The sequence below is a fragment of the Kordiimonas sp. genome, assembly GCF_048260245.1.
GTDB lineage: Bacteria > Pseudomonadota > Alphaproteobacteria > Sphingomonadales > Kordiimonadaceae > Kordiimonas.
This window is the reverse complement of record NZ_JBLXGZ010000004.1, coordinates 57,450-78,555: the sequence shown is the minus strand read 5'-3', so window position 1 is coordinate 78,555 and position 21,106 is coordinate 57,450. Positions and strand designations below refer to the sequence as shown.

Genomic DNA, 21,106 nt, shown 5'->3' with positions numbered 1-21,106 from the left:
GATTATTTTTCCTTCCGGCGACGAGGGCGCAATGCCTCAACCCGCGCCCGGGTTTTCCGCACCCCGCGCACACTGCTGACCGCAAGGCCAACAAGCGCCAGCGCCGTCAGGCCATAAGCGATCCAGACAAATGTGGCATAACCGCCCATATCAAGGAATTCCGCCATTTTCAGCCCCGTGCCTCAAGCGAACCCAGCACACTGAGTTTACGCAGGTTGATCTCAAGTTTCATGCGGTAAAGCAGCACCACAACAAAATAGGCCTTGTAAGCCAACGCAAGGGTAAGGAGCGGCCACAGCATCTCCGCTGGCATTGACGGGCCTTCCATGCGCATCACGCTTGCGGGCTGGTGCAGCGTGTTCCACCAGTCGACGGAGAATTTGATGATCGGAATATTTACAACTCCGACGAGCGCGAGGATCGACGCCGCCCGGCCCGCCTTATCTTCTTCATCGAGCCCGCGCCACAGCGCCATATAGCCGAGGTAGAGGAAAAACAGCACCAGCACCGAGGTCAACCGACCGTCCCACACCCAGTAAGTACCCCACATGGGTTTACCCCACAGCATACCTGTGAGAAGCGCTAACCCTGTGAAAACCAAGCCGATTGGTGCAGCAGCCTTACCGGCCAGCAGCGCCAGCGGATGACGCCATACAAGCGCCGTGAAGCTGGCCACCGCCACCACCATATAGGTGAACATGGCCATCCAGGCGGCGGGCACATGAATATACATGATGCGCACGCTTTCGCCCTGCTGGTAATCCGCCGGGCTCGCGTATAGCGCGAGGTATAGGCCATAGAGAAAAGCCGCCGCCATAACGACTTTGGCCCATGGCAAAATGGCGTCTGCCAGGCGGTTGAATTCAGCGGGATTGGCGAATCTGTGCATGGCTTCTACCTACCCGCAAGCGCGCGGGGGAGCAAGTGCGACGTGATGCCACGCGCCCGCGCGGGCGCTGGCGGCGGTAAATATGTGCAAAAACAGCCTGAATCTGTGCAGGATGTGTGCAACAAAAACGCCGATTCGGTGCGAATCTGTGCAATATCTGTGTTCGCATCTGTGCATCAAACTCACTCCAGCGACAGGCGGAGCGCCGCCGCAGATGCAACCGGACCGATTACCAGCGCCACAAGTGTCACCGCACCCAGAAACGCGAGATGCGGCATCGCATCGGTCATACCCGCAGCAGCATCAATGGCACCAACGCCAAAAATAAGTGTCGGCACATAAAGGGGCAACACCAGAAGCGACATCAACACCCCACCGCGCCGAACAGAGACGGTGAGCGCAGCGCCAACACTGCCGATAAGGCTGAGTGCGGGCGTCCCGATCAGAAGCGACAGCAGGAGCATGCCGTAGGCCCCGGTGTCCAAATTCATCAACATGCCAAGGACGGGTGACAGCGCCACCAGCGGCAGGATGGTCGCCACCCAGTGCGCGATGATTTTGCCAAGCGCCACCCCGGTAAGGCCCAGTGGCGACAGCGCGAGATCATCGAGGCTGCCGTCTTCATAGTCAGCCTGATAAAGCCGGTCAAGCGACAGGAGGCACGCCAGAAGCGCCACCACCCATATGACGCCGGCGGCGATGCGGCCAAGGGTTTGTGGCTCAGGCCCCACACCAAAAGGGAACAGGCTGACAGCAATAAGGAAAAAGCTGAGCGCCATGGTGCCGGTGCCGCCCTGCGACCACGCCAGCCGCACGTCGCGCAGGAAAACCGCGCGAAAGATGCCCGCACCGCTCATAACCCTGCCGCCTTCATAACCATGCCTCATCGATCTCAAGCGTTGGGGTAAAATCGTCCAGCGCAAGCTCATCCCCCACAACGCCAATGGGGTCGTGGGTGGCGGCGATGATCATACCGCCCGAGGCCAGGTGCGCGGTCATCAGGTCCGCCAGCGCTTGGCGGCTGGTGGCATCAAGCCCCACGGTGGGTTCATCCATCAGCCACAAGGGTCGGTCCAGCAGCGCAAACCGCATTAGGTTGGCGCGGTGTTTTTGCCCGCTGGAAAAAAACCGCGCCGGGCGGTCCAGAAGTGCGGTCAGGCCAAACAGCGCCGCCGCCGCATCAAGCCGCGCCTCAGCCACCGCGGCGCCGGTCATCAGCGAGGCATAGGCCAGCGCGTTTTCCCTGAGCGTCATCACCGGTTTGAGCGCATTTTCATGCCCGGCATAAATAAGCGCGGCATCATAAGCCGGGGGATTTTGCGTCCAGTCGCTGTCACCGTACATAAGCGTGCCCGCCCGCGCCTTCACGAAACCCGCAATCAGCCTGAGCAGGGTGGATTTGCCGCTGCCGTTCGGCCCGCGCAGATAAAGCAGCCCGCCCGCGTGCAGCGCAAAACCGAGGCCTTCGAAAACCCGCCGGCCGCCCCGGCTGGTGGCAAGGCCGCGCGCCACAAGGCTGTGGGCATCAAAGGAGCGGTGGTCAGGGCCGGTCATCGGGGGCAAAATTCCTCGCGCAACAGGGTTAAGGACAGGCAGGCAGGCGTGCCGAGCGCCCAAGCTAGCGGGTCGCTTTCGTGCACTCAAGCAAAACCGGCGCGCCATAATATGCCCATATGATTATGGCAGCTTCCCCTTTGTGTGAGAGTGCCTATATGATGAAGGGCATGGTTATACCGGGCCCGCACTGCCCAGTGAGGATACAGGAAAAGGTTTTAGGGGTTTATGGAGCAATACGGCAATATCTGGCCACACGGCCTGCTGGTCGCGGCGATCGTGCTGCTGCTGCAACTGGTCGCCAGTGCCCATATCCTGCGGCACAAGGATGACGTGCGCGCCGCCGTGGCGTGGATCGGCCTTGTCTGGCTTGCCCCCCTTTTTGGCCTTGTTTTTTACCTGCTGTTTGGCATCAACCGTATTGAGCGGCAGGCGAAGCGCGCGCGGATACGCCGGGGCCTGCCTGCGCGCAAAGACCTGATCACCGACCCTGACGGCCCCACGCTTTATGACGCGTTGCCCGACGCGCCCAACCGCTGGCACGCGCACGGACGGCTGGCGGGCCGGGTAACCGGCCATGCGCTGACGCTGGGTAACGAGATCAGCCCGCTTGAGGGCGGGCGCGCGGCCTATGACGCCATGATTGACGCCATCGACAACGCCGAACACACCGTGGCGCTGACCACCTATATTTTCCAGGCCGATCAGGCAGGTCGCCGGTTTATCGCTGCCCTTGCCCGCGCCCATGAGCGCGGCGTGGAGGTGCGCGTGCTGGTGGATGCCGTGGGCACCCTCTATGGCCTGAGGCCGGTGACAAACCTGCTCAGGCGTCGGGGCATTCCGGTGGCCACCTTCAACCCGGCGCGCCTGTCATGGCGGTTGGCGTTTTTTAACCTGCGCACCCACCGCAAGCTGTTGATTGTTGACGGTATCAAAGGCTTTGCCGGTGGCATGAATATCCGCAAGCACCACCTTGAGGATGAGGACGGCGGCCAGCGTGTGCGCGACACACACTTCAGCCTGAAGGGCCCCATTGTCAGCCAGATGATGGAAGCCTTCGCCGATGACTGGGCCTTCTCGAAAAAGGAAGAGCTGGGCGGCGAAAAATGGCTGCCCACCATCACCATCACCGGCACTGGCCCCGGCATCCCGGCGCGGGCGGTGCCCGACGGACCCGACGAACCGCGTCAGCGCACCGCCATGATCATGGAAAGCGCACTGGCGAGCGCACGGCAGCGCGTGCAGGTTATCACGCCCTATTTCCTGCCTGAACCCGCACTTGTCGTCGCCCTCAAACAGGCCGCCCTTCGGGGGGTGGAGGTTGATATACTGGTACCGGCCAAAAACAACCTGCCGTTTTTTATGCTGACCGCACTTTCGGGCGCGCGCCAACTGGTGGAAGCAGGCTGCAGGCTGTTCCTGTCACCGCCGCCGTTTGACCATACCAAACTGATGATCGTCGATGATGATTGGGTATTTTTCGGCTCGTCCAACTGGGACGCGCGCTCGCTGAAGCTGAATTTTGAATTTAATGTCGAATGTTACGACCGCACGTTTGCCGCACAGATGACCGACTGGGTGCATGGCCGCTATGAAACCGCGCTGGAGATGACCCGAGACGACTTCCGCGCCCGCCCCCGCCTGCACCGCGCCATGGGCCGCCTGCTATGGCTCGCCAGCCCGTATTTGTGAGGAAGGCGCGCTCATCCATTGACTAAGCCACACCTTCGCGGGAGTGACCCCCTGCTGTCATGCCCGCGAACGCGGGCATCCAGAGAGTGTTAAAAGCAGCGCGCTTTCAGACAGCGACCGCGTCGCAAGGATCTACAGCTTGGGCCTCAGCCCTCTTTCGGCAGATATTTCGGCATACGGGCTTTGATCTCGGCGTGCAGGTCTTCTTCGAGCCCGGCCATGAACAATAGCTCGGCGATGAGGAAGGAGGGGGCCATGAAAATTTGCAGGATATTGTCAAACAGTGCCGGTTTGCGGCCCTCATATTTATGGCCCCAGAACTGAATGACCCAGCCAACGATAAACAGTGTGAGAAACACCTTGAGCGGCACGCCATCCCCCATGGCGGCGATCTCAGCCGCGCCGTAGCTGAGCGCGCCATATATCAGCGCAGCAATGGTGCCCACAAGCGGGGCGGAGATAATATAAAACAGCACGAGGGTGGCCATAAGCGCCGCGCCCAGGGTGACAGGCCCCGCGCTGGTGGCAAAAAGCGGCACGGTCGAGGTGATCACCAGCACAGAGAACACGATCATCGGCACGCCGATATGGTGCGTGGCCTGATTGCGGCCATCGCGGTGATAGGCCGAATACATCGCCATTTGCTCATAGAACCAGTTTTTCATCTCGCACACTCCCCCGTTTGATTGCTTCCCTGCGTTAAAATGGACTGATCGGTCCAGCGGGTCAAGCACGGGCCGGTTGGTCAAGGCGGGAAAAGCTTTCCTTCAACGCGCGGCGCGCTAGGTTACAGGCAACAGACAAGAAGCGGAGCGAACCATGGCCTATGAAACCCTGACCCTTGAGCGCGACGGCAGCACGGCGGTGCTGAGGTTGAACCGGCCCGAGCGCATGAACGCCTTCACGCCGACCATGGCCGAGGAAATGGAGACGGTGTTTGACGCGGTGGACGCGGATGACAGCGTGCGCGCGCTGGTGGTCACCGGGGCCGGGCGTGCGTTTTGCGCCGGAATGGACCTGACAACGAGCGGCAATGTATTTGGCCTTGATGAAAGCATCGACCCCATGTCGCCCGAGATGAAGCGCAACCGCGACACCGGCGGGCGGGTGGTGCTGAGGCTGTTCCGCATGAAAAAACCGGTGATCGGTGCCATCAACGGTGCCAGCGTGGGCGTAGGCACCACCATGCAACTGCCGATGGATGCGCGCATTGCCTCCCCCTTTGCCAAGTTCGGTTTTGTGTTCGCCGAACGCGGTATCACGCTGGAGAGCTGCGCCAGTTGGTTCCTGCCGCGCCTTGTGGGCGTGGCCCAGGCGCTGGACTGGAGCCTGAGCGGGCGTGTATTTGGCGCCGAGGAAGCGCTGGCGCATGGCCTGATCAGCGAGATCGTCGAGCCTGACAGGTTGCTTGCCCGCGCGCTGGAGGTTGCGCACAGCTACACAGCCCGCACCAGTGCCATGTCGGTCGCGCTCAACCGCCAGCTTATCTGGCGCATGATGGGCGCGGCGCACCCGATGGAGGCGCACAAGGCCGAAAGCCGCACCATGCTTTACACCAGCACGCGCGACGGGCGCGAAGGTGTGCAGTCTTTTATGGAAAAGCGCGAGCCCGTGTTTGAGGACAAGGTCTCAAACGGCCCGGCGCCGGGGCTGGACTGGGACGCCGAACCCCCGTTCGAATAAGGCCGCCTGATAACGCGGCAAGAAAATGCCGGGCAAGGCAATAAGGCCCTGCCCGGCAAGGCCGGGGCAGTGGGGTGCAAGGCAAAAGCAGGATCGCCAGAGAGTTCAACCCTGCCATGCGGTGCGGGCCCCACGGCCCCGGGCATGGGGTGTTTTATTTATATTCGATCGTGACCTCACCGAGCCGGGTGCCGTGCAGGCCCTGCCCGCCGTCCTCATCCGCGAGGCCATAAGCCGACAATGGCTGGCTGTGGCGCTTCAGCAACGCATCGCTCTGCAGGTCGTGCGACAACGCGCCACCGGCTTCACCAAACTGGATATACTGGATGGTGAGCGTTGCGCCGACGGGAACATTGCCGCCTTCAGGCGGTGTGACAAAGACGTCCAGCACACCGTCAGACCGAGGGGCCACCGTGTTCATGTTCACGACGCTGTAGTTAGGGTTATTGACAACACGTTCTTCATTGATTGGCGCCCCGAGACACGGCGACTGCGATCCGAGCGTGATGGTGGTGCCATTTTCAAAGCCCTTTGCCGTCACAAGGAACATGACCGAAACCGGATAGTTGTCGAGGTTGCCGAAGGACTGGCTTTGCGACACCGTGCCAGTGCGGTTTTCCTCGATCGACAGGTTGCGCCACGCGATTGCAGGATCATCCACCACCCAGTTGATAAAGGCGCCGTTGTTGGGGAAGCCAGCCGGAATGTTGTTTGGCTCCGCGTTGGTCTGAACCTGCGCCACAAGGCAGTAATGCACATTGCGGTTTGGCGGTGTCCAGCGGAAGGGCGCACTGCCCAGCAGGTGCTGGTCATTGCCCGTGGCTGTGAAGGTGACATCGTCGCCAGGTTCCGGGATTTGTGTCCACCGGTTCGGTGTCATGAACAGGCAGGAGGGCACACTATAGAGGTTGACCCTGCCAACCACTTCGTTACCGGCACCCACATTGTCACGGCTGGCGCCGCGCACATAGATATAGTTGGTAATCCCTTCCACCAGCGGCTGGCCCATGTCGCGGTCCCAGTCGGTGGTGATCAGCTCATTCGGGTCATCCAGCAGGCGCTGCCGGGGAATGATGTCCGGTGACATCGATGCGGTGCGCGCGCCGCTCGGGATCGAGCCGGTGTCCTGAAGGTCGTCGCGCATATAGATCTGATACGGGTTTGTGACCGCAGCTTTGATATTGATCTGGTCGTCCATTGGAATATCTCCTGTGTTCCAGTTGTTGAGACGTTTCCCGACGGCGGCTTGCTCCCTAGCTATCATCGTCATCGGGACCAGTGGACCGGACCGCATTTCAGAACATCACCCTACCCCCGGCGACATCCGCAAGAAATACCGGCGGCTGGCATGAGAGAAATAGCAAAGCCCATGCCACATTTTTTATTTATTTAAATCAATATGTTAGGTATATTTTTCGCCCCCCGTCCGTGCCAGACACGCCATGCTGACATGGCTGGCACAGTTGACACCTCAGGCCGTGCGGATCGCGGCGGCAGGTGACACGCCGGAGGCACGGAAAAGGGGCACCATAAGGGATGGCGGGGTCAAGGGATCAGGCTGAAACAGGGAAAGGGGCGGCGCGCCATAGGGCCAGCACTAAAGGCCCAGCGCCTTGATACGCCGCTTCAGCGCGTCACGGCCAACCCTGAGCTCTTTCACCCAGAGGTCCAGTGAGCCGGGGTGTTGTGCCATGACGGTGCCAATACTGGCAGCGTCCAGATCCTCGGCGCGTCTTATGCTCGGGCATTGCTGCATGAGATTATAGAGCGTGCCCCGGGAAACCCCCAGTTGCTGTGCCGCTTCCTTGATCTGCCAGCCGGTGCCGTCCAGTGCTGTGAGCAGTTCCTGCTCGGACACGTCGGATGCGTCGCGGTATTGCTGCCGCGGCGCGGGTGCTGCCTTTACCGGCCCTTCCTGCGTCCCGGCACTCTGGCGGGCAAGGTAGCGCGCGACAACATCGTCCGGGTGCTCGGCCAGCACCATTTGTTCAACGATGTTTTTCAGCTCACGCACGTTCCCCGGCCAGTCATGCAAAATGAGCTTGATGACCTGTGCCGACGAAATATCCTCCATGGCGACATGAGCGTATTGCCGACGGAACTGACGGAGGAAATGCAGGATCAAGACACCCATATCAACCCGGCGGCGACGCAAGGGCGGGACTTCGATCACGAACCGTTCCATTCGCCGCAACAAAGGCTGGCTGAACGCTTCACTTTCAAGGGGTTGATCCGTCGCGGCGATAATACGCGCATTGGTGCGGCTGACCTGTGCGGAGCCGACACGGCGCACCTCGCCGGTCTCCAGCGTGCGCAGCAACATGGGCTGCACAGCCTCGGGCGCATTGCCGATTTCATCAAGGAACAGCGTGCCGTTGCTGGCCTGTTCAAACAAGCCCGCACGCCGCTGGGTGGCACCGGTAAAAGCGCCCTTCTCAACCCCGAACAATTCGGCGGCGGCCAGCTCCGGCGCCAGCGTTGCCATATTGACGCTGAGCATCTGCCCCGATGAGCGCGGGCTAAGCGCGTGCAGCGCGGCCGCCACCAGCTCCTTACCCGTGCCCGTTTCCCCGCGAATAAGCACCGGTACACCGCTTGGGGCGGCCTGTTCGATCCCACGGCGCACATATTGAATATCGCCGCTGATGCCTATCATGCCATGGTGTTGCAGGCTTCCGTCCGGGTCGACAGGTTTTTCGAAAATCGCGAGGATAACTTCATCGGACAACGTCAGGATGATCGTGCCGCCGAGCTCATCCAACGATACTGTCGCGGGGCTCAGAAGCGGCTTGCCGTTCACCGTGACACGCATTTTACTTTCCGGTGGCAAAATCTCGTAGCAGCGGCTGCCTGCACTTTTAATCCGGGTTGCCGCGCGCGACACGTGGCGGTCCTGCAAGGGGCTGCCGTCCCGGTAGGGCGGGAAGGCAAACAGCGGCGCGGCGCGGGAAATGGTCCAGCCATCCCCGGCGTGACTCAGAAGGGGAGCCACCGCACCGATTCGGGAACGATCCGGATGCCATACGATTCCGACCGCCAATATGGTGGCTTGACCATATTTTCCCTGAGACTGGTCAGAAGCAAAACTTATGGTTTTGGTATCAAGATCGAGGGAATTGTTCATATCAGGCCCTACACTCCCACAGGCAGGCGACTTGCCCGCCTTAACACGGGGCAGTTATATAAAGTGCACCCTGGATATTTATATAGATACAAAAATGCGCATATGATAGCAAATGTACAACTTTGGGGTTCGAGTGCATGGCCGTTCAGGACAATGACCGATACAAGATTTTATATGCGATCGGCTCAGGATCGCATGGTACAGTCATGTGTGCGCTCGACACTGCCCTTCAACGCAAGGTAGCGTTAAAAACCCTGAAATTCGACGATGGGGGCGGCCGCTCCTTGCAACAACATCCCGGCTGGCAGGAAGCATTGACACTGGCGCGCTTCAACCATCCAAACATCGTCAGCATCCACGAAATATACGAGGATCATACTACCGCCTATCTGGTGACAGAATTTGTCGCGGGGGAAACCCTGGGCAAACGTTTGACCGACGGGCCACTTGATTTTGGCGACGCCGTCACCCTTATGCTGAAACTGGCAGATGGGCTGCGCGGCGTACACGCCGAAGGCATCGTGCATGCGGATATCAAACCGGACAACATCATGATTCGCGAGGATGGTGAACCCGTTCTGGTGGATTTCGGCATCGCCCGTGAGGCAGCGTCATCGGCAGATGAAACCGTGACGCTGGAGACGGACAGCACCGCAGTTTCCAACAAAATCGAAGGCACCCTGGCCTATATGGCGCCAGAAGTCCTGCGCGGGGAAAGTCCGACCGCGCAGTCGGACATCTTCTCGCTTGGCACCGTGCTGTACGAGATGCTGAGCGGTGACCGGGCCTTCAAGCAGGCGACCGAAGCAGGCACGATGCATGCTGTGCTCACCAATGACCCGCGCCCGCTTCACAAGCTTTGCCGCACGGTACCTGGCGACTTTTCCGATCTGGTGCGCCGCATGATGGAAAGAGACCCTGCACGCCGCCCCGAGAGCATGCAAGCCGTGTATACAGAGCTGCATAAATGGTCCCCGGCAGGCATACGCGACAAGAAACGAAAGCGCCGCACCCTGGGCGCAGGCATTGTGGCCGTCCTCTTGATCACAGGGGCTTTGTTATGGCGTTCCGCCTTGTGGACACCGCCAACCACCGTGTCCGGCCTCATGGCCAAAGGACTTGATGGCCTAAAGGCGACGGCGACGGCAGAACATATCGAAACCTCGATTGATGCGTTCCAGCAGGTCTTGCTGCGCGCGCCCGACAACGCAGCCGCGACAGCGGGTTTAAGCCTCAGCCTTGGCCGAAAATATATCTTCGGCGAAAGGAGCCCGGCCCTGCTTGAGCAGGCTACCGCATTGGCCGAGAGCGCTGTCGCGCGGGACCATCAACTGGCACTGAGCCATGTTGCACAGGCAAGAGTTTTGGAATTTGACGGACAGGATGCCGAGGCAGAGAAAGCATACCAGACAGCGCTGCAGCTGGACCCCAGCAACTTTTTCGCGTTTCGCGGCTATGGCCGGTTTCTGATCAAACGTAACGATATGGCTGCCGCGGAAGACCTGTTCACAAACGCGATAAAATACCACCCCGCCGAAAGCAGCCTGTTCGACCTCCTGGGCCGGGTATACTTCCGGCAACAAAAATACGACCAGAGCCGCAAGGCGTTCCGCGACAGCCTCGCGCTGTCGCCTGACAACGTTTATGCCTACGCCAGCCTGAGCGCTACTCACTATATGCAGGATGATACCCCGACAGCTATCGCCGTGTTGCAGCAGGGCCTGCAGGTGCGCAAGGCAGCCGCGCTTTATAACAACCTCGGCACGTATTATTTTGCGTTGGGCCAATATCCGCAATCAGCCGATGCCTTCGAGCGTGCGCTGGCGCTTACCGGTAGCGGCGACGACTACCGCCTCTGGGCCAACCTGGCCGATGCCTACCGCGCCACCCCTGACCAGCAATCAAAAGCCGTAGCGGCCTACAGGCAGGCGCTGAGGATACTGGCGCCCCTGCTGTCGCAAACCCCGACGCGGCCAGACCTTGTCAGCCGGGCCGCACTTTATCACGCCAAGGCAGGGGACTTTGAGACAGCGCAGTCCCGGCTCACCGAGGCTATCGAACAAGCGCCCGAGGATGCCACCCTGCTGTACCGCGCAGCGGTCACTAGTGAAATTCTCGGCAAGCGAACCGAAGCGCTGGACTTCACCCGTGCCGCCCTGACCCAGGGTTACCCGATCAGCGTCATCAAGGCAGACCCGGAACTGGCAGCGTTGCGCCAGGACAAAGCGTTTTTAAACATTGTTCTCAGTCAAGGCACACCAACAGGAGGCTAACATGTATGGAATTCCCGCATCACCGCAACACCAGACCAACGCCCGTTATATTTTGTCCCTTTCATTTGACCCCTGCCAGCATTCGCAGGCGCTGAGGTATCAATTCATGCGCTCTCCGGACGGCAGCTCGGTCCAGAAAGCTGTCTACGGGAAGAAGGCCGGCTGCTATTTCTTTGAGAAAAACGATACATTGCTCGTGCAGGTTTATGCCTTATGCAGCCACGACCCGTCGATCAGCGAGCTACCCTCGATCGACATCAAGCAACTGGCACTGACCCTGAACGACTATGTTGTGGAAATGGAAATGGGCACGCATTTCGAAGGGGATTTCTACAAAATGTATGTCTCGAAAGACCCCTATGTTTTTAAATATAACCCCGAGCCCTGGCCGCTTAAGGCCTTACTCAACGTCACGATTGACGGTGAGCCGAGAACCTTCAGCTTCGACCCTGAAGTGATTGTCGGGGACGGGGAAGACTAAGCGCCGCTTTTCGCGCGTCCGCGTCAAAATACCCATGCGCTGCGGGGCAGCACCTTCGACGGGCTGCCCCGCACATGCCCAGGACTACAAATGCCCGGTATCTTGCCGGGCGTCAGATCTCGTCAAGCGTTGCTGTCGTCGCGCGCCCGGAGGCCGCTCAGGAACACGACCACGGCAAAACCACCAGCGGTATCGACAAACGCCAGCCTGCCGCCATGGGCTTTTACCACCACATCGGCAAGGCTCAGGCCCAAACCGAGGCCCGGAACATCCCAGTTTTCGCCGCGATAAAAACGCTCGGTCACACGCGGGCGTTCGTCTTGCCGGATGCCTTCGCCCTCATTTTCCACCGAGAAGCGGACGCGCTTGCCTTTCCGGGTCAGGGATACCCTGATGGTGGATTCACGCGGCGCATATTTGACCGCGTTATCAATCAGATTGGCGATCATCTGGAAAAGCAGGTTAGGGTCTCCGGCCGTGAAAACCGGCCCGGCAATCCGGCAGTCAAGGGTCAATGACCTGTTGTCCACTTCCGGCTGATACAGCTCGGCCGCGTCAGTAACCAGCGTGGTGAGATTCACACGGTCACGCACTATATCATGGCGGCCGGTTTCAATCCGGGCAATGCGCAGCAAGGCTTCAAACACCGCTTTAAGCCGCTCGGATTCCGCGATAGCGCGCGCCGCGTGTTCGGGCTCCAGCTTGCCCTGCTCCGCGCTGTCGGCCAGTTCCTCCAGTTCGGCATGCAAACGGGTAAGCGGCAAACGCAGTTCATGGGCCACACTATCGGAAACACGGCTTATCGCCTCGACGGATTTTTCGATCCGGTCGAGCATTTCATTGAGCGTTGCCGCCAGTTTGTCAAAATCGTCGCCCGTACCAAAAGTATGCACACGCCTGGACAAATCCCCGTTGATAACCTGTTGGGCGGCTGTGTTGACTGCTTCCAACCGGCGGCTGACCGCAAGGCTCATGAAAACACCACCCGCACTGCCAAGGAGCACGGCAATGACCGATGCCGCCACCAATGCCTCGATCAAACGTTCTTCACGGTCGCCGATATCCTCGATATCACGTCCGACAATCAACCGCGAACCGTCGGCAAATACCTGCTCAAGCGACAAAGCCTGATAGTCGATCTCGTCACCCTCCAGATACCGATCAGCTTCAATTTCATAGAGAGAGAACTGGGGCACACTGGGCCAGCTTGGCAGGTTGGACGTAATGGCGTCCCCCTGGGCGCTGATGAATACATGAAACGCCTTGCGCGCTGCAGGGGCCTGTGCCCTGCTCTCAAGCGCCTTGACCAGCACTGCCGCGCCTTCAAGCTTGTATATGGTCGCCAGCGTATCGCGTTCAGCCTGCACGATGGCCGCCGTTTCCTCGCGCGGGGCGGCCACCATTGCCCAATAGGTGACGCCGGTCAGGATGCTGACGGAAACCACAAACAACAGCACATAAAGCATGACCAGTTTGAAGGCAAAACTGTGTCTCAGGTAGGTCAGGAAGAATGGTTTCACGGTCTATATCCTCATGCCGACGGGCGGATCATATAACCCGTACCACGGACGGTATGGATAAGCTGGGCGTTGAACCCCTTGTCCACCTTTTGCCGCAAGCGGCTGACATGCTGATCAATGATATTGGTCTGTGGGTCGAAATGATATTCCCACACTTTTTCAAGCAGCATGGACCGGGTTACCACCCGACCGGTGTTGCGCATGAGATATTCCAGAATTTTGAATTCCCGCGCGGTAAGTTCAATGCGCCGTCCCGCCCGGATCACCTCATGCGCAAGCAGGTCGAGCTGAAGGTCCATAACGGCGAGGCTGGTTACATCCGGCTTCGCCGGACCGCGGCGCGCCAACACCTCAATGCGCGCCAGAAGTTCGGAAAAGGAAAAGGGCTTGGCAAGATAATCATCCGCGCCGGCGCGCAAACCCTTAACCCGTTCGTCCACCTCGCCAAGCGCGCTCAGGAGCAGTACAGGCGTATGGTCATCGGCGGCGCGCATGGTTTGCAAAATGGTAAGCCCGTCCACACCCGGCAACATTCGGTCAAGAATAATGACATCAAAACTCTCTGCCGCTGTCATGTAGAGGGCTTTTTTCCCATCGCTCGCGTGCTCCACCAAATGCCCTGCCTGCCGCAGGCCCGAGGCGACATATTCAGCGACGCGTTTATCGTCTTCCACTAGCAATATCTGCACAAAAACCCCGATCCCGCTATTGTGGCTATTGGGCCTTGCGTGCCCCTGTGACCGCATCGATCACAAGCTCTGTTGGACCCGCAGGGGTCATGATCTCGATTTCATATTGAGGCTGATCGTCTTCGATCTCGAACCGCATATACTGTATATCGCCGCCAACCTCTTTTTCGATCACGTGCATCCGCGGCAGCACAGACGGCACATTGCCCGCCATTTTCAGCCGCTTACCCGCTGCCACATCAATCCACAAGTTGGACAGGAAGGGTTTTTTTGCCCGCACGATGTTGCCCGTGTGACCATTGATCCATAGCTGGAAATGATCTCCCGCCCTGGATACATTCACCTTGTAGCAAAGTGTGTCATCCTTGATGTCCAGCTCCGCCTCAATGAGGCGCGCCTTCAAATTCTGCTCGGCAATCTCACCCGCCCTGATCAACCCGATCAGCGCCGGTGCATGACCCTGGCTGCCCTCATCGGCGTGTGCCGGGGCCAAAGCCAAGGACTGAAACGCAAAAAACACCGTCGCCGCCATGATGAATGCCGGAACTCTGGCAAAGATATTAACTCTGGCAAAGATATTTTTCATTGGGTCGTCCTCTTGACTATCACTGACTGAGCGCACGCTAACCGTAGTCATTAACGGCAGTGTTTGGCAAAGATTTGTTTTTTGTCATGAATGTCGGTTCCCTTTGCCTCCAGACCGGCTCAGGTGTTTCAAAATCCGTATGCAACAACAACATACGGACAAAACCGTGACCCAAACATCCCTTTTGACCGGTCCTGCGGTGCAGGCGGCACACACGGTTGCGCCGCCGACTGCCACCAGATGCCCCCGTCCCGCCATGCAACAACCGAATATCGGTTTTCTGTTCAATCATGAACAGGGCCACCAGCTTGCCCACAGCGCGCCGATCCTGGCAGCGCTGGCCACAAGGGAAGATCAACTGGCACAGTTGCACGCCTTTGTCTCAAGCCCGGCGCGGCAGCGGGAGTTGAAAGCCCTGATCCCGGCACCGGCATGGCGCAACATCACCGTGCATAACATCGCCCCGCCCACCACAGCGCGGTGGGCTGAGGCCCTCACCGGCGGTGCCGTACCGCTGCAACGTATCGGTTCGCTTGTCAAACATCGCGCACTGCTGAAAAGCATGGACGTACTTGTCGCGCCGGAGACAACCTGTACCCTGCTGAAAACTCATCTGGGTTGCCACAATACCAGATTTGTCTATACCCAGCACGGGGCCGGTGACCGCGCGGTCGGCTTCAAGAAAATCATCGCCCGCTTTGATCATGTGCTGGTACCGGGCCACAAGATCAGGAACCGTATGCTAGCCGCAGGTATCGTGCGCGAACATGGTTACAGCGTTGTCGGGTACCCTAAATTTGATGCTCTCTCTCCCTCTGCCGGGCGCAGCACCTTCCCCAATGACAACCCGACAGTGCTCTATAACCCCCACTTCCACCCGGCGCTGTCCTCCTGGTACCGGGATGGGCTGAAGGTGCTGGAATTCTTTGCCGACAACCCGCAATTCAACCTGATTTTTGCACCGCACGTCATGCTGTTTACCCGGCGTGTCCATGCGTCCTGTTCGCCGCCACGGCTACGGTTCAGCGGTACTATCCCGGCGCGTTTCCTGCGCTGCGACAATATTCTTGTCGACCCAGGCAGCCAGCGCTCGATGGATATGACCTATACGCGCGCTGCCGATATCTATCTCGGGGATGCATCCAGTCAGGTCTACGAGTTCCTGACCAGGCCCAAGCCATGCCTGTTCCTGCGCAGCCATGGCGTCAGCTGGGCTGACGACCCAAACTATGCCCATTGGCACCTGGGCAAGGTGCTGGACAGTCCGGACGGGTTGGGCGCCGCGCTGAAGAACCTTTCATGGTTTGACGACACATTGCGAACACGCCAACGCCGTGCATTCCGCGCCACGTTCGGCGAGGCTCCCTTTGGTGCATCCGACCGGGCCGCCAACGTCATTATCACCCTTGCCGCCGGGCGCCACCGGGCGACAGTCCCCTTCCTGCCGTCCCAGACCTCATACGCCGGACACGCCCAACCCGGATATCCCAAACCCGGGCGCTCCAAACCCGGGCGCTCCAAACCCCGGCGCTCCAAACAAGGAGATTATCATGCATAATGGTCTCATCCTCGCGCGCGAATCCGCGGCGCCTTTCACTGCCCCCGCGTGGCCGCAGGCGGAAAGCCGGACCGAGCCTGACAGTACCCCGCTCCCCGACAGCCCCGGCGCGGCAGCAACATGCTGCGCCATTGTGCTGGCAGGCAGGCGCGCCGAAGCCGATACCATGCAACAGCTCCGGAACGGACACGGCAAAGCCATGGCCATGATGCTTGGCAAACCGATGCTGGCCCATGTGATTGAGGCCCTGGCAAAGTCGGGCATGGTGCAGGAAATAGTGATCTCGGCGCAGGTCGACCTCACCACCGATCCCCGCCTTGTAGCCGCCGCCGGGGGAATTGCGCTCCGGCACGCCCCCGCACAGGACAGCGTATGCGCCAGCGTCCGGAAGGCCTACGCCATGGCAGGCGGGCAGGCACTGGTGACAACGGCTGATAACCCGCTGTTGCAAGCTGAAACAGTGCAAAACTTCCTGCGCGGTGCAACGGCGCATGAAGGTCTGGCGGTCGGGCTTGTCGCCAAAAGCGTGATCCGGGCGAAGTATCCTGCCAGCAAACGCACCTATTACCGCTTTCAGGACACCGCCGTTTCCGGGGCGAACCTCTTTTATCTTCGCGGGCCAAAGGCCCCGATGGTGCTGGACTTCTGGCGGCAGGTGGAAGCCCACCGCAAGCGCCCCTGGCGCGTGCTGCGCAGTTTCGGATGGGGCACAGTGCTGGGCATGGCTCTGGGCCAGTTCAGACTGCAGGAAGGATTTGAGCGCGCGTCACATGTTATCGGCTGTCCGGTAAGGCCACAGCTGCTGGAGGAACCGGAAGCCGCCATGGACGTGGACAGCCCAAAAGACTTTATCGCCGCAGAAGCTATCCTGCGCGACCGGCAACAGGAGCGTGACGAGATCACGCCGGATCGGGCGGCAAGCGGGGCACAGGGTGTCGCAGTGTTTGACCTTGACCGCACTCTCACACGGCGCGGTACCTTCACGCCGTTTTTACAATCCACACGATCAGGCGTTGTGTCGCGCTCGGTGCTGATGCTGCGATTGCTGCGCCATATGGTGCTTTATAAGGCCCGCCGCATCTCACGGCTTGAACTGAAAAACCGCATGCTGGCCGCAACCTTCCGCGGCAGGACCCCGGCAGATATCGAGGGTTTTGCCCAAAGGTTCGCACGCCGCGTGCTGGACACTGGTCTGCGCGACGGCTGCACACTGGCCCTGGCGATGCACAAGATGGAGGGCGACACAATGGTGCTGGCCACCGCGAGCGTCGACCTTTACGCCCGTCATATCGCCGCCGGTCTCGGTTTCGACGATGTCATCTGCACAAAAACTGTTTTTAGCGAAAAGGAGGTTATGCCTGTGCGCATTGATGGCGACAACTGTTATGGCGCCAGCAAGCTCCTGCGTCTGCGTGATCGCCTGCTTGCGGGCGGCACACTGGACCGGGGGCAGGTTTTTGTCTCGTTCTACAGCGACCATCATGCCGATATGCCGCTGCTGGAATGGGCTGATACCCCTGTCGTCGTCTCGCCCGGCATCCGTACCCATGCCATGGCAGTGAACCGGCAAATGGCAATCGTGGAATGGTGACCCCGACTGGATTCGAACCAGTGGCCTACAGATTAGGAATCTGTCGCTCTATCCTGCTGAGCTACGGGGCCGCACCAAAGCGATTTTGATGTACCCGCAAATCGCGCCAGACGTCAACCACCGAACGGCCATGACCTTTGAAAAGCGGCTCCGCTTTTATAGGCTGGTGAACAGGTCGGCCCTTACGATAAGTTAACGTTTTTACCCTTAGATTGGCATTGGGGTCGTCAAGGATTGAGACGTGAATTTCCGTAAACTTGTTGCACCGGTATTTCTAGCTGTCGCAGTCAGTATCGCCGCGTTTGGGGCGCTTGTTGTCTTCGCGGCCGCACGGCAGGATACAGCCGCCCTCAGCGCCGAAAAGCGGGTCGTCGCACACGGGATGGCCTCTCTGCTTGATGCGCTGGCCGTGCTCGCCGAAGACAACGCCTGGTGGGATGCCGCCGTCGAAAACATCTTCCTGAAGGAAGATATCGATTGGATCGACTATACACTTGGCGAGTCTGTCATGGGCATCAACCAGGTACACGGGGTGCTGATCATACGCGCTGATGGCACTATGGCCTATGCAAATTTCACTGCTGCATTACCCTCGCCCCACAGCATCCTCGATCACGGCCTTGCCACCTTGGTAAAGACCACGAAGCCACCACAAAAACACCAGCCGCTGAGCCGGTCCGGTTATTTGAAAATTGATGACAGCCTGATCGCATTTGGGGCGAGCATGGTGCAGTCCACAGGCGCCAATGATGTTGGGAACATTCTGGGCAAGCGACTGCCTTTTGTTGTCTTTATCTCGCTCGTCAGTTCCGGCGATGTCGCGCAAATTGGCAGGGAAAACGCCATAGAAAACCTGAGACTGGCGGAGCAAATGCCAAACCTAGACAGCAGTTTCGCGGTTATGGATATACAAGGGCAGGAGGCCGCTTTTCTCAGTTGGGAGTCTGCAGCACCCGGCAGCCAGATGATTCGCTATATGATCCTGCCTGCCATTCTCCTGCTCGTGGTCATTGGTTTTGCGATGGCGCGCTTCCTGAAAAGGGCCGGCCGGCTGATAGAGGAGCTCGCCGGTGCCAACAAGGCCAAGTCGGCCTTCCTCGCATCCACGAGCCACGAGATCCGCACCCCGCTCAACGCCATCATCGGTTTCACCGAGATGATTTCGCTCGAGCTTTACGGCAAGGTAGAGGGAGAGAAGAACAAGGAATACCTGAAGCTGATTAAAGACAGCGGCGAGCACCTGCTTTCTATTATCAATGATATTCTCGACATCTCTAAACTGGAGGCTGAGCGCTTCGAGGTATATGCGGAAAGGGTCGACCCCCGCGAGCCCATTCGCGCCGCCTGCCAGCTTGTTGCCGCATCGGCGAGAGAAAAAGACATCGAGGTTGATCTGACCTGCCTGCCTGGCGATGTATTGTCTGACGAGCGCATCATGAGACAAATTCTTATCAACTTGCTGTCAAACGCCATTAAATTCACCCCGCTAGGGGGCAAAATTATCGTAGACGGCAAAATCAAAGGCAGATTTTACGCCCTTACGGTCGAAGATACCGGCGTTGGCATGACCGACACCGAGATAAAGGTCGCGCTCTCGCTTTTTGGCCAGGTGAACGACAGTCTCACCCGATCGCAAAAAGGGACTGGCCTCGGCCTGCCCCTTGTCACACGGTTTGTGGACCTGTTGAATGGCACCTTCAATATCACATCCACACCGGGTGTCGGCACCCGGGTGACAGTGTCTTTCCCACTTTTTGAATATGACCCTCATGTGTAACAGCCATCAAAGCCTGTAGCGGCTGAGCTGCTCATAGATTGGCATTGCCTTATCGGCGATGCGGGCCAGATGGGGCTCAAGCGTCGGTATTTCTTCCTGCCGCGGTGCCATAAAACCGGTGGAAGCCGCCACACTTTTGTACCAATAGGGCGCCCAAACCCCGTCGCTGCTACGCGGCCCGGCGGGCCAATTGAGCATGGGTTCATCAAACAGGACACCAAGGGCTGAACACAGCTTTCTCAGTTTGGCTTCCGGCCGCCTGAGCACATCGGCGCTTTCGATCACAGGTGGCACTTTGCCAAGCTTGTCGGCCTCGCGGTTAAAAATCTCCAATTGGGCTTCAAGGCCAAGGTCCGCCAGCGTGACTTCTTCCCGCGTTTTTACGTAACTGGCCAGCATCAGACGCGGATCGCGAATAAGAAACGCATGCCTGAGCGCCCCAAGCCAGTCCCGTCCCATCTCCGGCAACAGATGATGGCACATGTGTTTCTGGTAGTAGATAGCTGCCCCGCCCGGTATCGGGCCGGTAAGTGCATCAGCCACCCGCCGCCAGTCAGTGGGTTGAGACGCTAGCACGTCATTCCGGCCGGGATGGTCAGCGCCTGTCGCCTTCAGGTAAGCTGCATACAGCGGTTCATCCACCACCACTGTGTCGGGCCGGTTTTCAAACGACCGCATCATCGCGGTCGAAATATTGCGCGGTCCAGACCACATGGCGATACGCACCGGCGCACTCATGCACTGCGCCCTTTCGACGCTTCTGCGGCAATGCGTGCTTTATATAAGGCACGCAGGCGTTCCACCATTGGACCCGGCATAGCGTCGCCATCTTCGCCAATGGTACGACCATCCACTTCAGCCACCGGTACAAGGCCCGCGAAAGTACCGGTGACAAAAGCTTCAACGGCACCGTACACATCCGTCAGGCTGAAATCACACTCCCGCACGGTAATGCCTGCCTCTCCCGCCAGGGTCAGCACCATTTTTCGGGTGATGCCGCCAAGGCAATACCGGCCGCTTGATGTCCAGACCTCGCCATCGCGCACGATGAAAAAATGCGTGCTGTTGCAGGTGGCGACAAAGCCGTGCGGGTCCAGCATCAGCGCTTCATCCGCGCCCGCCTTTGCCGCCTGAATGCAGGCCGTAATGCAGTTAAGCTTGGAATGACTGTTGAGCTTGGGGTCCTGCACATCCGGGTAACCCCGCCGCACATGGGCGGTAAAAAGTCGGATCCCACGGTCAAGCGTCGCCTTCATCGGCGCCTTGAATTCCGGGATGATCACAATCGTTGCCGGGCTGATGGTAACGCGCGGGTCCTGATAGGGCGTAGCTTTAATGCCGCGTGTCACCATCAGGCGAATATGCACACCGTCATGCATCTTATTAGCGTCCAACGTATCATACAGGCGCTTTATAAGCTCGGCCTTGGTGACGCCTATATCCATATCAATGGCCTTGGCGCCCTCATAAAGCCGTTTCATATGCGCCTCGAGGAAGACAATCACACCGTCGTGGACGCGCAAGCCCTCCCAAACGCCGTCACCAAGGATATAGCCGCTATCGAATACCGACACTTTGGCGTCCTCACGCGGGTACAACGTGCCACCAATATTGATAAGAATATCGCGGTTGCGCGGGTCGTCTTCATAGTCATGGGTACCGTGGGCCAAAGCAGTTTCTCTTTCTTGT

19 protein-coding genes and 1 tRNA gene are annotated in these 21,106 nt (G+C 59.1%); 7 read left to right on the top strand and 13 right to left on the bottom strand.

Annotated features, from left to right (window positions below):
- Positions 1-2: 2 nt before the first annotated feature.
- The 4 genes from ccmD to ccmA all read right to left on the bottom strand — a co-directional run bounded on the left by ccmD (position 3) and on the right by ccmA (position 2,443).
- Positions 3-167, bottom strand: coding sequence for a heme exporter protein CcmD (gene ccmD / locus ACN0VM_RS03625; protein WP_417449481.1), 165 nt, complete (start codon positions 165-167; stop codon positions 3-5).
- Positions 168-169: 2 nt separating this feature from the next.
- Positions 170-889: a heme ABC transporter permease gene (locus tag ACN0VM_RS03620; RefSeq protein ID WP_417449480.1), complete on the bottom strand. Its 720-nt coding sequence runs from the start codon at positions 887-889 to the stop codon at positions 170-172.
- 182 nt (positions 890-1,071) lie between these two features.
- Positions 1,072-1,746, bottom strand: coding sequence for a heme exporter protein CcmB (ccmB, locus tag ACN0VM_RS03615; RefSeq protein ID WP_417449479.1), 675 nt, complete (start codon positions 1,744-1,746; stop codon positions 1,072-1,074).
- A 13-nt stretch (positions 1,747-1,759) separates the two neighbouring features.
- A complete protein-coding gene (ccmA, locus tag ACN0VM_RS03610) occupies positions 1,760-2,443 on the bottom strand; it encodes a heme ABC exporter ATP-binding protein CcmA (RefSeq protein ID WP_417449478.1) in 684 nt (227 codons plus the stop codon).
- 228 nt (positions 2,444-2,671) lie between these two features.
- On the opposite strand from ccmA, the gene ACN0VM_RS03605 reads away from it, so the two are divergent.
- Positions 2,672-4,135: a phospholipase D-like domain-containing protein gene (locus tag ACN0VM_RS03605; protein ID WP_417449477.1), complete on the top strand. Its 1,464-nt coding sequence runs from the start codon at positions 2,672-2,674 to the stop codon at positions 4,133-4,135.
- 146 nt (positions 4,136-4,281) lie between these two features.
- On the opposite strand, the gene ACN0VM_RS03600 is transcribed toward ACN0VM_RS03605, so the two are convergent.
- Entirely contained in the window at positions 4,282-4,800 is a 519-nt protein-coding gene (locus ACN0VM_RS03600; RefSeq protein WP_417449476.1) for a DUF962 domain-containing protein, read from the bottom strand.
- Between the two features lie 154 nt (positions 4,801-4,954).
- Here ACN0VM_RS03600 and ACN0VM_RS03595 point away from each other — a divergent pair, with 154 nt between their 5' ends.
- On the top strand, positions 4,955-5,818 hold the full coding sequence (locus ACN0VM_RS03595; RefSeq protein ID WP_417449475.1) for a crotonase/enoyl-CoA hydratase family protein: 864 nt from the start codon (positions 4,955-4,957) through the stop codon (positions 5,816-5,818).
- 154 nt (positions 5,819-5,972) lie between these two features.
- Here the strand turns inward: ACN0VM_RS03595 and ACN0VM_RS03590 are convergent, their stop codons facing one another.
- Both ACN0VM_RS03590 and ACN0VM_RS03585 read right to left on the bottom strand, forming a co-directional pair.
- Positions 5,973-7,016 (bottom strand): hypothetical protein, encoded by a 1,044-nt coding sequence (locus tag ACN0VM_RS03590; protein ID WP_417449474.1) that lies wholly within the window; start codon positions 7,014-7,016, stop codon positions 5,973-5,975.
- A gap of 399 nt (positions 7,017-7,415) precedes the next feature.
- Positions 7,416-8,942 carry a sigma 54-interacting transcriptional regulator gene (locus ACN0VM_RS03585; protein ID WP_417449473.1) on the bottom strand — a complete coding sequence of 509 codons (1,527 nt, stop codon included), beginning with the start codon at positions 8,940-8,942 and terminating at the stop codon, positions 7,416-7,418.
- Between the two features lie 137 nt (positions 8,943-9,079).
- Here ACN0VM_RS03585 and ACN0VM_RS03580 point away from each other — a divergent pair, with 137 nt between their 5' ends.
- Positions 9,080-11,215, top strand: coding sequence for a protein kinase domain-containing protein (locus ACN0VM_RS03580; RefSeq protein WP_417449472.1), 2,136 nt, complete (start codon positions 9,080-9,082; stop codon positions 11,213-11,215).
- A 1-nt stretch (position 11,216) separates the two neighbouring features.
- Positions 11,217-11,696: a hypothetical protein gene (locus tag ACN0VM_RS03575; protein WP_417449471.1), complete on the top strand. Its 480-nt coding sequence runs from the start codon at positions 11,217-11,219 to the stop codon at positions 11,694-11,696.
- A gap of 122 nt (positions 11,697-11,818) precedes the next feature.
- On the opposite strand, the gene ACN0VM_RS03570 is transcribed toward ACN0VM_RS03575, so the two are convergent.
- The 3 genes from ACN0VM_RS03570 to ACN0VM_RS03560 are packed head-to-tail and all read right to left on the bottom strand — an operon-like array spanning position 11,819 to position 14,491.
- Complete coding sequence (locus tag ACN0VM_RS03570) at positions 11,819-13,216, bottom strand: ATP-binding protein (RefSeq protein ID WP_417449470.1); 1,398 nt, start codon at positions 13,214-13,216, stop codon at positions 11,819-11,821.
- Between the two features lie 11 nt (positions 13,217-13,227).
- On the bottom strand, positions 13,228-13,905 hold the full coding sequence (locus ACN0VM_RS03565; RefSeq protein ID WP_417449469.1) for a response regulator transcription factor: 678 nt from the start codon (positions 13,903-13,905) through the stop codon (positions 13,228-13,230).
- 25 nt (positions 13,906-13,930) lie between these two features.
- Positions 13,931-14,491, bottom strand: coding sequence for a PepSY domain-containing protein (locus ACN0VM_RS03560; protein ID WP_417449468.1), 561 nt, complete (start codon positions 14,489-14,491; stop codon positions 13,931-13,933).
- Positions 14,492-14,657: 166 nt separating this feature from the next.
- Between ACN0VM_RS03560 and ACN0VM_RS03555 the strand changes: the two genes are divergently transcribed.
- Both ACN0VM_RS03555 and ACN0VM_RS03550 read left to right on the top strand, forming a co-directional pair.
- Positions 14,658-16,049 carry a hypothetical protein gene (locus ACN0VM_RS03555; RefSeq protein ID WP_417449467.1) on the top strand — a complete coding sequence of 464 codons (1,392 nt, stop codon included), beginning with the start codon at positions 14,658-14,660 and terminating at the stop codon, positions 16,047-16,049.
- Positions 16,042-17,640: an HAD-IB family hydrolase gene (locus ACN0VM_RS03550; protein WP_417449466.1), complete on the top strand. Its 1,599-nt coding sequence runs from the start codon at positions 16,042-16,044 to the stop codon at positions 17,638-17,640. Before ACN0VM_RS03555 ends, ACN0VM_RS03550 begins: the two co-directional genes overlap by 8 nt.
- Here the strand turns inward: ACN0VM_RS03550 and ACN0VM_RS03545 are convergent.
- Positions 17,635-17,711 (bottom strand) — tRNA-Arg (locus tag ACN0VM_RS03545). The two genes, ACN0VM_RS03550 and ACN0VM_RS03545, sit on opposite strands and share 6 nt — an antisense overlap.
- Positions 17,712-17,881: 170 nt before the next feature.
- On the opposite strand from ACN0VM_RS03545, the gene ACN0VM_RS03540 reads away from it, so the two are divergent.
- Entirely contained in the window at positions 17,882-19,417 is a 1,536-nt protein-coding gene (locus ACN0VM_RS03540) for an ATP-binding protein (RefSeq protein ID WP_417449465.1), read from the top strand.
- A gap of 6 nt (positions 19,418-19,423) precedes the next feature.
- On the opposite strand, the gene ACN0VM_RS03535 is transcribed toward ACN0VM_RS03540, so the two are convergent.
- Together ACN0VM_RS03535 and ACN0VM_RS03530 are read right to left on the bottom strand one after the other, a co-directional pair.
- Positions 19,424-20,155 carry an HAD family hydrolase gene (locus ACN0VM_RS03535; RefSeq protein WP_417449464.1) on the bottom strand — a complete coding sequence of 244 codons (732 nt, stop codon included), beginning with the start codon at positions 20,153-20,155 and terminating at the stop codon, positions 19,424-19,426.
- A complete protein-coding gene (locus ACN0VM_RS03530; protein WP_417449463.1) occupies positions 20,152-21,087 on the bottom strand; it encodes an aminotransferase class IV in 936 nt (311 codons plus the stop codon). The genes ACN0VM_RS03535 and ACN0VM_RS03530 overlap by 4 nt, the downstream gene beginning before the upstream one ends.
- Positions 21,088-21,106 lie beyond the last annotated feature (19 nt).